The sequence below is a fragment of the Pseudoalteromonas sp. 2CM39R genome, from assembly GCF_023161845.1.
In genome coordinates, this window is the sequence record NZ_JALNTM010000003.1 from 197,053 (window position 1) to 211,270 (window position 14,218).

10 protein-coding genes are annotated in these 14,218 nt (G+C 39.0%); 6 read left to right on the plus strand and 4 right to left on the minus strand.

The features are described 5' to 3' along the window. Positions 1-56: 56 nt before the first annotated feature. Positions 57-1,328, minus strand: a complete 1,272-nt coding sequence (locus tag MTF66_RS08200; protein WP_248527009.1) for an O-acetylhomoserine aminocarboxypropyltransferase/cysteine synthase family protein — start codon at positions 1,326-1,328, stop codon at positions 57-59. A 325-nt stretch (positions 1,329-1,653) separates the two neighbouring features. Here MTF66_RS08200 and MTF66_RS08205 point away from each other — a divergent pair, with 325 nt between their 5' ends. Together MTF66_RS08205 and MTF66_RS08210 are read left to right on the plus strand one after the other, a co-directional pair. Further along, positions 1,654-2,559: a hypothetical protein gene (locus tag MTF66_RS08205; protein ID WP_248527010.1), complete on the plus strand. Its 906-nt coding sequence runs from the start codon at positions 1,654-1,656 to the stop codon at positions 2,557-2,559. A 132-nt stretch (positions 2,560-2,691) separates the two neighbouring features. Then, positions 2,692-3,522 (plus strand): hypothetical protein, encoded by an 831-nt coding sequence (locus MTF66_RS08210; RefSeq protein ID WP_248527011.1) that lies wholly within the window; start codon positions 2,692-2,694, stop codon positions 3,520-3,522. 489 nt (positions 3,523-4,011) lie between these two features. On the opposite strand, the gene MTF66_RS08215 is transcribed toward MTF66_RS08210, so the two are convergent. Further along, positions 4,012-4,812, minus strand: coding sequence for a chromosome partitioning protein ParA (locus MTF66_RS08215; RefSeq protein WP_248527012.1), 801 nt, complete (start codon positions 4,810-4,812; stop codon positions 4,012-4,014). Positions 4,813-4,909: 97 nt separating this feature from the next. Here MTF66_RS08215 and MTF66_RS08220 point away from each other — a divergent pair, with 97 nt between their 5' ends. Then, the gene (locus tag MTF66_RS08220; RefSeq protein WP_075170202.1) at positions 4,910-5,803 is read left to right on the plus strand and encodes a response regulator; all 894 of its coding nucleotides are present in this window, start codon (positions 4,910-4,912) and stop codon (positions 5,801-5,803) included. A 316-nt stretch (positions 5,804-6,119) separates the two neighbouring features. Here MTF66_RS08220 and MTF66_RS08225 read toward each other — a convergent pair whose 3' ends face one another. Continuing rightward, the gene (locus MTF66_RS08225; RefSeq protein ID WP_248527013.1) at positions 6,120-8,291 is read right to left on the minus strand and encodes a S46 family peptidase; all 2,172 of its coding nucleotides are present in this window, start codon (positions 8,289-8,291) and stop codon (positions 6,120-6,122) included. Between the two features lie 160 nt (positions 8,292-8,451). Further along, positions 8,452-10,242 (minus strand): M61 family metallopeptidase, encoded by a 1,791-nt coding sequence (locus MTF66_RS08230; protein WP_248527014.1) that lies wholly within the window; start codon positions 10,240-10,242, stop codon positions 8,452-8,454. A gap of 225 nt (positions 10,243-10,467) precedes the next feature. Between MTF66_RS08230 and MTF66_RS08235 the strand changes: the two genes are divergently transcribed. The 3 genes from MTF66_RS08235 to xni all read left to right on the plus strand — a co-directional run bounded on the left by MTF66_RS08235 (position 10,468) and on the right by xni (position 14,179). Further along, positions 10,468-11,976 (plus strand): GGDEF domain-containing protein, encoded by a 1,509-nt coding sequence (locus MTF66_RS08235; protein WP_248527015.1) that lies wholly within the window; start codon positions 10,468-10,470, stop codon positions 11,974-11,976. Positions 11,977-12,053: 77 nt separating this feature from the next. After that, positions 12,054-13,397, plus strand: a complete 1,344-nt coding sequence (ppnN, locus tag MTF66_RS08240) for a nucleotide 5'-monophosphate nucleosidase PpnN (protein ID WP_054201618.1) — start codon at positions 12,054-12,056, stop codon at positions 13,395-13,397. Positions 13,398-13,405: 8 nt separating this feature from the next. Further along, the gene (gene xni, locus MTF66_RS08245; protein WP_054201619.1) at positions 13,406-14,179 is read left to right on the plus strand and encodes a flap endonuclease Xni; all 774 of its coding nucleotides are present in this window, start codon (positions 13,406-13,408) and stop codon (positions 14,177-14,179) included. Positions 14,180-14,218: the final 39 nt, after the last annotated feature.

The following is a 14,218-nucleotide window of genomic DNA, read 5'->3' on the forward strand; positions in this document are numbered from 1 at the left end:
CTTTTTAATTGCAAAAATAAATACCTCATAAAAGTTTGAGGTATTTACTGTACGATTTAAGCTTTATCGAGCGCTTGGCTTACATCGGCAATAATATCGTCAATGTTTTCAATACCCACCGATAAACGAACTAAATCGCGGCTAACGCCAGCATTGGCCAGCTCGTCATCATTTAATTGGCGGTGAGTGGTAGATGCTGGGTGGCAAGCAAGCGATTTAGCATCGCCAATATTTACCAAACGTAAAATCATGTTTAGAGCATCAATAAACCGCGTACCGGCTTCAAGGCCACCGGCAATACCAAAACTTAAAATACCTGACGCTTTACCATTGGTAATTTTTTGGCTCATTTCGTTATACGGGCTTGATTTTAATCCCGCATAATTAACCCAAAGCACCTTAGGATGGCTCTCTAAATATTCAGCAATTTTTTGCGCGTTTTCGCAGTGGCGATCCATTCTTAACCCTAACGTTTCAAGGCCAATTAAAATATCAGAGGCGTTTTTAGGCGCAAGCGCCGCACCGGTATTTCTAAGTGGTACAACGCGGCAACGACCAATAAACGCCGCCTCAGCAAACGCATCGGTATACACTACATTATGGTACGACGGATCAGGCTCATTCATCATCGCAAAACGGGTGGCATTGGCTTTCCAGTCAAACTTGCCCGAATCAACAATCATACCGCCAATCGCGGTTCCATGGCCGTTAATGTATTTAGTAAGTGAGTGCACCACAATATCGGCACCTAACTCAAATGGCCGACATAAATACGGCGTAGCCACAGTGTTATCTACAATTAAAGGCACCCCTTTGCTGTGGGCAATTTTCGCAAGGCGAGCAATATCAACTATATTTCCTGCAGGGTTACCAATTGACTCACAAAAAACTGCACGGGTGTTTTCATCAATGGCATTTTCAAAACTGTCAAAATCATCGGCTTTAATCATTCGCGCTTCTATACCTTGGCGCGGCAAGCTGTGAGCAAATAAATTATAAGTGCCGCCATACACTTGGCTGGTGCTTACAATATTAGTGCCCACTTCACATAAACATTGAATCGCATAGGTAATCGCCGCCATACCCGAAGCCACAGCCAGCGCACCAATGCCGCCTTCCATCGCGGCAATACGCTGCTCAAGTACCGCATTGGTTGGGTTCATAATGCGGGTATAAATATTACCTGGCACTTTTAAATCAAATAAATCAGCGCCATGCTGGGTATTATCAAAGGTGTACGAAGAGGTGTTATAAATCGGCACCGCCGCCGACTTAGTGGTGGCTTCAGATTCATAACCATGGTGCAACGCTAAAGACTCAAGTTTCATAATTTATTCCTTCAATATAGTTACATCTAACGTAGCATTTAATGGTTACAAAGTGCACATGAAATATACTAAAGAATGTTGAAGTAATTTGATTGAATGCTGTATCTAGGTAAGTGTTAAAACTATCGTTTGCTCATATATTCAAGAAAATGAGCCAAACGCGCATGTTACTCCTCTAAATAATTATTAAATACAATAAAAACTTAGTGATAGTAATATGTTAGGTAATTTGTTAAAACTATATAAAATAGAAAAGTGAGCGCGACATTGGCAGAGATATGCGCGATGAGCGCACTATTAAATTGTTAGCTCTCTAAGGAGCACGATGAACTCTGAATTGAAAAATAACCTTATAATGGCGTTAGTAGGAGCAATACTCGCATCAGCTGGTTTTCTCGTGAAGGGCCATTTTGAGGCAGAGGGAAAAAAGGAAAAGTTTGTCTTTGACCTTCATAAAAAGCTCTATGATGACGGTGCTGCATCAATTAAGGATCTGAATAGGGCGTATTCAGAACTCTATGCCTTGTATAGTGAAGGCTATGGGCTAACTCCGCTTGAGCTATCTGAAAAGCAAGAAGCTTTTCGTGAAACTCTAAAGAAATATTCAGATTATATTGATGAACTGGAACGTTATGGCACTACTGGGCAAGTTGAAGTAGCTAAAAACCATATTGAGTGGTTTTGGGGGATTTATTCAGAACTGGAGTTACAATATAAGACTGCTAATCGGGTAGAAAAGAGAGCTAAAGAGTTGTTGCTAATTAAGGATGTTGAGTCTGAACATTTTGATTTCGTTAATAAAGCTCTCGAATCTGAAGTAGAAAATTTGGTCAGAAGTGAAAACAGGCTATTTTATTCAGTAGGATGGTATAAAAAGCCTGTAGTTAATGGGATAGAGCAGTACTTGAACTTTCAGTTTAGAGAAGCCCTTGGCTTACCTGCAACAAGGGATATGGCGAATATAATTAATTCACTTCCCGAATTGAGTGAAAAAAGTAAGAGTTTTGAGTTTAAAGAAAAAAAGCTTCCGTTTATGTTTGCGGAAGGAAGGTCATTTCAAGCTCCAACATTAGAGTTTCAAGGTGGGGATGACTTTTTTAAAGAAAAAAATGATGTTCTCGCAGCAAATGTAAAAATGAAATTTATTGCTTCCGCTATTGAAAACGATAAATGGCTTCAAGAGGAGCTAAAGAAAAGGAAAACAGAAGCTGAGAGTGCGAACGAGAGCTAACAAGTTGATTAATCGGACAAATTTTACTGTACCGCTTTCGCGTTTCCGCTTCGCGGGCAAAAACCAGCCCAGAAAAATTTGCCAATTATCAAGGCGTTAGCTAGTTTAATTCACTTCACTCATAAGTTGCCAATGACGACACTCAAAAAAAATTTTGCCCACTTAGGAGCAATAACAAATTCAGAAGGCCTATTAAAGACGATTAAATCTTTTTTGGAAGCCAACGAGGTAGAACGTTCCACGAGAATTTGGGGCATAATAATTCTTTTTGAGGAAAAGGAATTAAAGAGCTGGACCGACTTACCAAAAACATTAATTTTCCACGAAGTATTAGAAGTTTTTGAAATTATTTCTATTCTTGGTCATATATGCCCAAAAATGATAGTAGAAGCAATTTCAAAAGATCATGTTAATGAATTATCAGGGAAAAGCCAAAAAGGTAGAAACACTCAGTTTGAACTATTTATTGCTTCTAAATACATACAAGCGGGATATAACGTTCAATTCGGTGAGCCTGATTTATTCTTTTATCACCTAGGTAATAGATACAATATTGCTTGTAAACGTCCTCAAAGTAAGAACAAAATATTGAGTAATATTAAAAAGGCATCAAAGCAAATTTCGTTACATGATGGCTTTGGTATCGTAGCCCTCGATCTAACTCCTACATCGATTAGAAACTTCGACTGGAGGAGTCCAGACTCGAGTAATGTATTTGAATCTGGTCAGGATTTAATTTGGAATAACTTTTTAAACTCAAACCGTAGAAAAATTAACGAATTAGTTGGGAAATACGTGTCGATCGTACATGTATATGGAGGCTTGAATCACAAGATAAAAAATAATTATGCATACTCTTTGTTTGATTATGCGCTTGAGATAAAAAGTAATAGGACCGAAAATGACTATTTTCACGAAATTATAAATAAAGTTCAAAGCGTTCGCCCTTGTAGAACAAGCTAACAAGAAATTAAACAAGGAAATTTATGAGTCTATGTCCTCGCTGTGAACATAAAATAGATGTTTTTAGCTTTTCTTTATCTGCATTCCCCTTTTACTTTAAATGTACCAGTTGCAAGACGAGATTGAAACTTATCAGCTCAAAATTATTTTGGGCTATATTTTTATTGTATTCGGCAGTCGTGTTTACATTGATAATGTATATTCCAATTTTTAGCAAATATGGTTTAGGCGTAATATTAGCCGTATCAGGCTGGTACTTTGTTTACTATAAATCGTCACCTTACATACTCAGCAAAGATAACGTAGTAATACATAGCAGCGACTAGCTAAAAACAGCTTTGTTTTATATCTTCCTCTAAAAGCGCAGCGTCTTTTCGCCCTCTTTGTGCATAAATCACTAAAAAGACCTTATTTAACAAAGAGAAGTGAATGAGCACAAAACACAGTAATAACGTTTACTCGCTCAGACTAAAAAAACAAAGTCGTTAGCTAGCTTGGCTTTTGGCTATTTTTCATCATTTCTAAATAGCGTCCTTCAATGAATTTTTTTTCTTTTGTAAGGTGTTTAAGTGCGTACTGGGTTTTTTCTAGCTCTTGCTTTAGAGTATCTAATTCCTCACTACTTTCTGGCCCGTCAGTTTGTAACTGCAATTGCTGTAGCAGTTGGTCTTGCTCTGCAATTTGCCTTTTATATTCGTTTAAAGTATTAAGTAATCTTGTTTGATCGAGCGTTGAGGATGCATCTGCGTTTGATGTTTTATCACTATTTTTGCTTGCGGTTTTAAGCGCTTCGTAATCTGCTTGTAACTGATCTTTTTCTTCTTGAAGTACAGTCACTGCATCATATTGTGCATATAGTTTTTGACGGGTAACTTTTAATTTTTCAACACTTTTATCCAAATCCCCTTTAAGTTTGCGAATTAGCTTATGCGAGCGTTTTAATTTTTTATTGAGATCATCGATTAGCTGTTGTTCTTTTTCGGTAACATGATCTTTGGTTGATGAAGTTACCTCAGTTAATTGCTGTTGTAATAGCATTTGTACACTGATTAACTCAGCGATAGTTTTTCGATTATCGTTAACATAGCTCATAGCATTTTCAACAGATTCTCTGCACATAGCTAACGTCGCATCATCCATTGTTCCGTTACTTTTAACCATGCTAAGTGCAAATGCCCTAAACTCTCTGAGTATCAATAAAAGAATATAAAACCACGCGGCTAAAATAAGTAGCCCAAAATTTATAGCAATATAATGATAAACCTCTGGCGGAAATACGGCATATGGCATTATTTAGTTATCTTAAATTAAGTGTTTATTTACTAGAGTTTAGCGCTGTGAAAAAAATCTGCCATAATAACAACAACATTAAAAAAAAGTTACCCGTGTGAAAATACTTATCGTGGATGATAGCCATGCAACACTTGAAATAGTACGCCGAGGGTTGGAAAAGTTTGGCTATCGGAAGTTATTAATAGAAAAAGCCAACAATGCTAAATCTGCGTTAACGCTGATTGGTAGTTGGCACCCCGATATTGTCCTTACAGACTGGCATATGCCTGATATGTGTGGAGTGACGCTATTACGTGCAATAAAGCAAAGACAACTTAATATAATAGTCGCGATGCTAACCACTGTTGATGAAAAGTCTCAAATTGAAGAAGCTATTAGCTTTGGCGCATCTTTTGTTCTATCAAAACCTTTTACCGATGAACAACTTCACGATAAGTTATTACCTCTGGTGCAACTTGTAGAAAATAACGAAGTCATTCCTGATGAAATTGAATTAAATGATGATTTAGCGTTACCAAAGCTGTCGCAATTAGAACGATTGTTTCATAAACATATAAGTCAGTCTTTAATCGTAAACACAATTCAACCGCAGGTATTCGATGAATCTAAAGTACCCTGTGTAATGGCTGTTTATGAGGATCCAAAGAGTCAAAAAGTACGTGCCATTGCCATACTTGATATTTACGCCGCGTGCGTAATGGCAAGTGGCTATAGCAGCTTGTCGGCTGAAGATATTAGTAACTCAATATTATCGGGCGTTGTAACGAATACAGCATTAAGCGCATGTAAAAAAGCGTTAACGGAAACGGCTTTTGCCTTTTTAGACAAACGAACACGCGTTAGTTTACAAATCAAAACGGTCAAAGTGATTACCACGCCTTTTCGTAAGCTCACTTTGCTGTATAAAACACCTGCTGAAAAGCGCATTGATTTTAGCTGCCAGCTTGAGGGGATGGCACAAGGTAAAATAATGTTGGTTGGCATTTAATAAATTAAACGTAACGTATTTACCTTTATCAAAGAAGTTTAAATTTAAAAACACCCTGCTCCTACAAAAGCGCAGCGTCTCTGCACCCTCATGGTAAATCAATTACTTAAAAACCTTATTACACAAAGAGAAGTGAATGAGTAAAAAATGAGAAACAAAAACCATCACACAGTCTTAAACGCGCCAGTGAAAAGTCAAATATTAGCTCCCTCGAACCCCGTAGCCCGTACCCTAAGTTAGATTAATCGCCAAAAATGTTTAAACAAAAAAGGCGCTTCCGGTTAAGGTAAGCGCCTTTTGTTATTTTAACTGCTGCTTATTTTACGATTTTCATTTCGTCTAATAAGTTTTGGGCGTTATCTACTTTATCCATTAGCCACAGCATGTAGCGTGAATCTACATGAATTGAGCGATTTAGTTCAGGGTTATAATCCCAATCACCAATAATGCTTTCGTACACACCGTCAAACAGTAAACCCACCAGCTCAGCATTGCCGTTAAGCGTTGGCGAACCTGAGTTACCACCTGTCGTGTCTACATTTGATAAAAAGTTAACTGGAACAGTATTCATGCCACCAGTGTAATCACCATAAAGCTTCGCTTTAATTTGCTCTTGCAGCTTTTTAGGCGCATTAAATGGGTCAACATCGGTGTTTTTAGCCAATAAGCCTTCAAGTGAAGTAAACGGCGTAGCCACTAATCCATCTTGCGGAGAATAACCGCCTACCGTGCCGTAAGTTACACGTAATGTGCTGTTTGCATCGGCGTAAACCGGTTTGTTTTGCGCTTTGTTAAAGGCAATAATTGCACTCATTAACTCTGGGCGAGCAGCTTGTAACTTACCTGCCAGGGCTTTTGACTTATCTTCCTCGGCTTTCATCACAGCAAATATAGCTTTTGCATATTGCATGAATGGGTCTTGGCTTTGGTTAAGCTGACTTAGTGTTTGTTCAAATAATGAATTACGTACAATTTCGTTATCTAATCTTGATTTGGCATACATTTCATCTAACAATGCACTTTGTTTTGCTTTATCAAAACCGTTTTCTAAAGCAAAAGCTTTATCAATTTCACTAAATCGCTCTGCTTTAGGTAATGCTGCATATTGCTCTAAAAAGTGCAGTAATATAGCTTTATCTACATTGGCATCAAAGCGACGTGACATACGCTCAAGAGAAGATTTAATCCGCGGTAAATCGCGTTCTTGGTAACCTGATTCGCGCTCACTATTTGGCTTTTGTTTTTCAACCGCTAAGCGGTATAAACGACGTGCCGTGCTGATCATTTGTGAGCGATGAACATAGCCTACCATACGGTCGCGCTCACTGTGCTCTTGCGATTGTGCTACTAATGCCGATAACTCATTAAGCACATTCCCGTAGCGCTGTTTACGCTCGCTATCGCTGTTTATCCAGCTTGTAAGCTCTTGTTCAAACTGTTTTTTACGCTCAAACATGGTGCCTTTTTTGAAGCTTTCAATCATCGAACCATAGTTTTTAATGTAGTTGTTGTAACCTGCTATGGTGCTTTCGTAAGCAATACGGGCTTTGCTGCCATCTTCTGAGTTTTCTTCAATTAGTGACACGTATTTAGTATTGTGCATGCGCGCTTTAGGGTAACTGTCGTTAAATACGTAATCAACCTCTGCGGCAATACGGTAACGATTGGTACGCCCTGGATAGCCAGTTACCATAACAAAGTCGCCCTCTTGCACGCCTTTAGCACTTACACTTAAGTAAGACTCTGGCACGTACGGTACGTTATCTTCGCTGTACTCTGCTGACTTGCCATCTTTACCTACATAGGCGCGGTAAAAACCAAAATCGCCTGTATGGCGCGGCCACATCCAGTTATCGATATCGCCACCGTATTTACCTACGCCCATGGCAGGTGCATACGCTAAACGTATATCTTTAATTTCCAGTGATTTAATGAGGTAAAACTCTAAACCACCATGAAACGAATACACATTACAACGGTAACTAGCATCAGCTTCACACTGTGCAACGAGTGCTTTTTGATTCTTTTCTAACGCATCATAGCGTGCTTTTGCGCTTAGCTCGTTAGTGCCGCTAATCACTTTATCGGTCACATTGGTCACTGTTTCGGTTACGTACACACGTGAACCTGGCGCAGCTGGTAGGTCTTCAGCCGGTGTTTTTGCTAAAAAGCCATTTTCTAAAATGTTATTTTCAGGCGTTGAATTATATTGCACCGAACCATAAATACAGTGATGGTTAGTTACAACTAAGCCTTTTGGCGAAACAAACGAGGCTGTACAACCGCCTAAGCTGATAACCGCATTCATTGGAAATTCGGTTAATTTTGAAATTGAATCAACGCTAATTTCAAGCCCTTTGGCTTTTAAAATTGACTCAAGCTCTGGTAGTTGATGAGGTTGCCACATGCCTTCATCGGCATGAGCCGTAGAAGAAAGAGCCAGTGAACAGGTTGCTACCAACGTGGCAACAAGAGGTTTTAAACGCATTATAGAATCCCTTTTATTATTGAACCAGCAGATTACTCATTAAGTATGAGTCAGGTCAACTGCGCTGAGATAAATTGTTACAATATAGCGCCCAATAAACAAAAAAGGAGCTCAGGCTTTGTGACCCTAAACTCCTTTTTAAACAAAATGATATACGATGTTAGTCGTCTTTTTTCACATCATTTGGATGCGCTACGCCCATCCATGCTTTAAACAGCGCTTTTTGCTCAGCAGTAGCATTTTTATTCGCGACTACTTTTTTTGGTTTGTCGAAATCTTCAGACAACACAAGCTCAGTCGACATTAATGCGTCACGGCGAATAAAATCAACGGTTACCTTGTCCCCTGCTTTAAAGGTTTCTAGGCTCGCGGTTAAGTTTTTCCCTACATGCTTTTTGTTAATAGCGACGAGTTTATCGTCGGTAGTTAAGCCACCTTGCCATGCTGCGCCATCGCGACGAACATGGGTAAGTGTAAGTAACTCGCCAGTATTTTTAGTAAATGCATCTAAGCTTGGTGTGGCCTTGGCTTTTTCAGGTAGCTCAAAGCTCAAACCTACTTTTGCTAGTAGTGCATCAAAATCTAGGCTAGCTGGTGAGCTAACATTTGTTTGCCACCAATTGCTGTAATCACGCCCTGTTAGTTGCTTTAAAATAGCTAATACGTCTTGCTCAGTAAAACCCGCTGGTAGCTTATGTTGCTTATAAAGTTCGTTGTGTACGTCTTTATAGCTTATTTTACCTTGGCTTTTTTCAAGTAGGTCTATATCTAACGCCATCGACAATAACGAGCCTTCAAGATAAATATTAGTGCCGTAATTACGTGCATGATCGCCACCTTGATTTATCCATTTATCAAAGCTGGTTTCACTTGCACTTTGCACTTCACGACCAGGGGTAGTGAGGTGGCGATTAATGGTTTTACTAAAGTTCTTAAAAAATTCATCGGTGGTTTGAATACCCGAACGCACTAATAAATGATCTTCAAAATAGCTTGTAGACCCTTCAGCAATCCACAGCAATTTTGAATAATTAATATTAGTGTAGTCATATGGCGCAAGCCCTTTAGGACGGTATGCTTTTACATTCCAAGTATGAATAAATTCATGTGCCGCTGTACTGATAAAAGCTAAATAGTCTTCACGTTTAGCAAAGCGATCACGTGGGCGTTGAATAATAGTTGAGTTTAAGTGTTCGGTTGCACCGCCCGCGCCCGATGTAGCATGCACCATAAATACATAACGCTCATACGGGTAGCTGTCCCAAATTACATTGCCCGTTGCCACTAGCTTTTTAAGATCGGTTAGCATCAGTTCTATGTCGTAATTACCTTCGCCCCACACCACTAGCTCATACTCACGGCCATCAACCTCAAAAGTACGCAGTTCATTAACACCGGTTTCTATTGGTGAATCAACAAGCACGTCGTAGTCGCTGGCTTTAAAGCTGTGTTTATTTTTATAGTTTTCCATACCCGACACAGAGCGCCATGCTTTAGGTACGTTTAATTCAACCGTAACTGGCTCTTGGCGAAATGACTCGCTAAACATAAAAAAGCCCGATGCATCAACAAACGCATGGCTATCGTCAATATGGCGAGCGCGCTTACCTAACTCATTGGCATACACTTGGTAATCAACATTAACTTGAGTCGGCTCGTTTAAATGAACACGCCATGTGCTGTGGTCTATTTTTTCCCACTTTAATGCATTACCTTCATCGTCGCTGGCTTTAAAATAGCGAACGCCATTGGCAAGGTTTAAAATTTCATAGCGACCAGTACGCCATGCTGGCAGTTTTACATCTAAATAGGATTGCGCCGTTTTAGGAAACTCTACATTTACATCACCTAAATGATGCTCTGGCTGAGAGATATTTAAAGCGTAGTTAACGTCGGCAAATGCTGGTGCTGAACAGGCAGCTAAAATTGATAAGGCAAGTAGCTTTTTCATAAAGGCTCTTTTTTATATAACGTATTGTTGTACCAAGATTAACAAGACCCATTTTAAAAGTGAATTAAAAGCGGTAAATGCACTTATATTTAAGATCGCTCGTATTTTGTTATTAAAAACATTAAGTTTTTGATCTCATCCCTACTATTAATATGTTTTTGTTGTAAACTAAAACAATAGAGGTATTACGATGATGGTGTGTAGGTGTCTAGGAGCTCCAATACGGTGGAACAAAAACTAAAGCAAGCAATCGACAGTAGAAAAGTAATAGAAAGTGCTCGCCAACATCAAGTGAGTACGCTTTCTAATTTTGCAGCTAAGTTGTCTTTAAGCTGTAAGGGACTTGATACTGAGCTTGATAACCGCCTAGCTAAGTTTCGAAGCGCGTTAAACAAAGGAATGAGTTTTGAAGACTTTGCTCCTTTAGTGGATGATATTTTAGCTTTGCTTAAAAACCAAGAAGCCATTCAACTAGCACATCAACGCGACCTCTTTACCAGTGTACAAAATGCAGGTAAGCAATTACAACAAACCAAAGGCTTGCCTGACGATACCCGCAGAACACTGCGTCATTTGCTTGATAACGAGCTAGACGATATTCAATCTGTACATGGGTTTATCCCTGTTTTAAATCAGCTGATCACTTTTTATCATCAAGCCTTAATTGCTAAAAGCAACGATACCTTTGAGCCTCCAAATCTAAGTGCTCTTACTGAAAAGCTATTTAAATTAGTTAGTCAGTTAGTACTCGAAGAAGAAGCCAACGATGAGCTGTATTTAATAAAAAAACGTATCGCTAAAAATAAAGCCGTAGACCAGCTACTTGATGCAGCAATTGATGTAATCACACTTATTGTACAAAGCATTCAAGTTGAGCGCGCGTCAGCACAAAGCTTCTTAACCTCTTTAAACCAAACACTGGGAGAGCTACATCGCTCATTAGTTTCGACCAGCGAGCATTCTGAATCGATGACTGTTGAGTTTGACTCAATTAATCAACGAATTGGTGAAAAGCTAAGAAATTTAAATACACAAACAAATAAAGCAACATCAATTACAGAGTTAAAGCAATTGGTTGAAAATGAGTTACGCTCATTGAGTGCTGATATTTTAGAAAAAGAGCAGCTAGAACAAAAAGATCGCCAAATTTTAATTTCTAGCTTTGCACAAATAAACGATAGAATTGGCAGTTTAGAAAGCAAAGTTAGTAATTATAAGAAACGTTTGAATGAACAACGTTTTAAAAGTTTACTCGACAGTCTTACCAAATTACCTAATCGCGCAGCTTTTGATGAACGTTATAATCACGAAATCAATGTATTTAATGAACGCCCGTCAGACATAACCTTAGTGGTTATTGATGTTGACCATTTTAAATCAATTAACGATCGTTTTGGTCACACAGCCGGCGACATTACCTTGCAAGTGATTGCCAAAGCGCTGCAAAAATCGATTAGACAAACTGATTTTATTGCCCGTTATGGCGGCGAAGAGTTTGTGTTATTAATGCCCCGTACCTCACTTGAAAACGCCGTCGAGCATCTCGATAAATTAAGACTGTCGATTAAAAAGATCCCATTTAAATTTAAAGACAAGCAAATACAAATTACTGTTTCTTTAGGCGCAACCCAATTTGAAGTGGGTGATACGCCTCTAAAAGCATTTGATAGAGCCGATGAGGCTCTTTACGATGCTAAAAACTCAGGCCGGGATCGTCTGTGTATTAGTAAATAGTGTTATGCACTTTTACCCTTGAGTATAAGGCATAACTACGCAGTAAATTTACCCAAGAAGTTTCAAGGAGAATGTCGATGCTAATACAATTAAACCCTACAGGGGTATTAGATTTATTGTCGCAGCTAGAAGTAGACTTACTCGAGCAATCATCAACTAGCGAACGCTACAGACTATTTAGAAACTGTGTATTGGCCGTGCTCAATGTAGGCAGCCACACCGATGTAAGCAATGATATTTACGATAAACACAAAGATTTTGATATACGTTTGGTTAGCCGTGAACGCGGTATAAAAATTGAGTTAGAAAATCCTCCGCAAACGGCCTTTGTTGATGGTCACATAGTAACAGGCATCCATGAACATATATTTTCGGTTATTCGCGATATTTTGTTTATTTGCCAAAAGTATGAAAAGAATCTCCAAGAAACTAAAGCCATTACCCATATGGTTTTTGATATGCTTAGAAATGCCGACGCGCTTAAGGTAAATAGCGAACCTAACATGATTGTATGTTGGGGTGGCCACTCTATTAACGAAGTCGAATATAAATACACCAAGCAAGTTGGCTATGAACTGGGGTTACGTGGATTAAATATTTGTACTGGCTGTGGGCCTGGTGCAATGAAAGGCCCAATGAAAGGCGCAACTATTGGCCACGCAAAGCAACGTATTACCAATAATCGTTATTTAGGTTTAACTGAGCCCAGCATTATAGCGGCAGAGCCACCCAATCCGATTGTAAATGAGCTGGTTATTTTACCCGACATTGAAAAACGCCTTGAAGCATTTGTTCGCACCGCACACGCTATTATTATTTTTCCAGGTGGCGCAGGTACAGCCGAAGAGTTACTTTATTTATTAGGTATTTTGTTACACCCTGAAAACGACAAGCAATGTTTACCTGTTATTTTAACTGGCCCTAAACAGAGCAAAGCTTACTTTGAAGAGCTTTGTAAGTTTATTCAAATGACTTTGGGCGATGCTGCGCTGAGTAAATTTGAAGTGATTATTGATGACCCTCAATTAGTTAGTCAAAAACTGAAATCGGCCATGAATGGGGTACGCGAATACCGTAAAAGCCAAGGCGATGCTTATTACTTTAACTGGACGTTGAAAATAGAAAATGATTTTCAGCAGCCTTTTTATCCAACTCATGAAGCCATGGCGTCACTTGATTTACACCTTGATCAACCCAAACAACAGCTTGCCGCTAATTTACGCCGTGCGTTTTCGGGAATTGTTGCTGGTAACGTAAAAGAAGAAGGCTTAAATGCAATTAAAGAGCATGGCCCCTATGTGCTAAGTGGTGAGCCTGATTTAATGAAAGCAATGGACAAGCTTTTACAAGCATTTGTAGAACAAGGTAGAATGAAACTTCCCGGAAGTAAGTATATTCCTTGTTATACAATAAAAGCGTGAGTTTATAATTGAATCCCCATTTACTCCTTATTGATGCGCTTAATTTAATTAGGCGCATTTATGCTGTTGATGCAAACCAAAGCCATCACAGCGACGAGCACATGTTAAAAGCCTGCTGTGCAAGGGTTGCACATGCATGCAAAAAACTTTTAACGACCACCAATGCAACCCATGCAATTGCGGTTTTTGATGGTGACAAAAGCTGGCGTTACCACTTTTATAAAGACTACAAACATTCGCGTGCACCTATGCCAGAGACCCTAAAAAACGCGTTACCCCATTTTAAAGCGGCCATTGAAGAAACCGGTATAGTGGTATTTGAACCGACTAACGATGAAGCTGACGATATTATTGCGACTTTAGCGCATAAAGCGGCTAATAATCAGATAAACAATACCATTGTCTCTACTGATAAAGGCTTTTTGCCTCATTTGAATGAGCATATTGAAGTATACGATTACTTTAAAAAGCAACACCTCAATGAAGAACACATTGAAGAGCGCTTTGCTGTCGCTCAACATAAACTCATCGACTTTTGGGCACTCGCAGGCGATAAAACCAACGACATTCCTGGTGTTAAAGGTATTGGTGTTAAATCCGCGCAGCAATTGGTTAATCAATATAGCTCTATTGAAGAAGCGCTAAATGATGAATCGTTAAATACGCGGCTACAAAAAAAGCTTAATGAAGATATGGATATGTTTGTTATTTCTAAGCAATTGGTGAGTTTGCGTACAGATATCCATTTAGGCTTTAGTTTAAAGCAGTTAAGGCTTAATTAGTCGCAAGTTAATAGCACTGTACACTAGCAATACGTATAC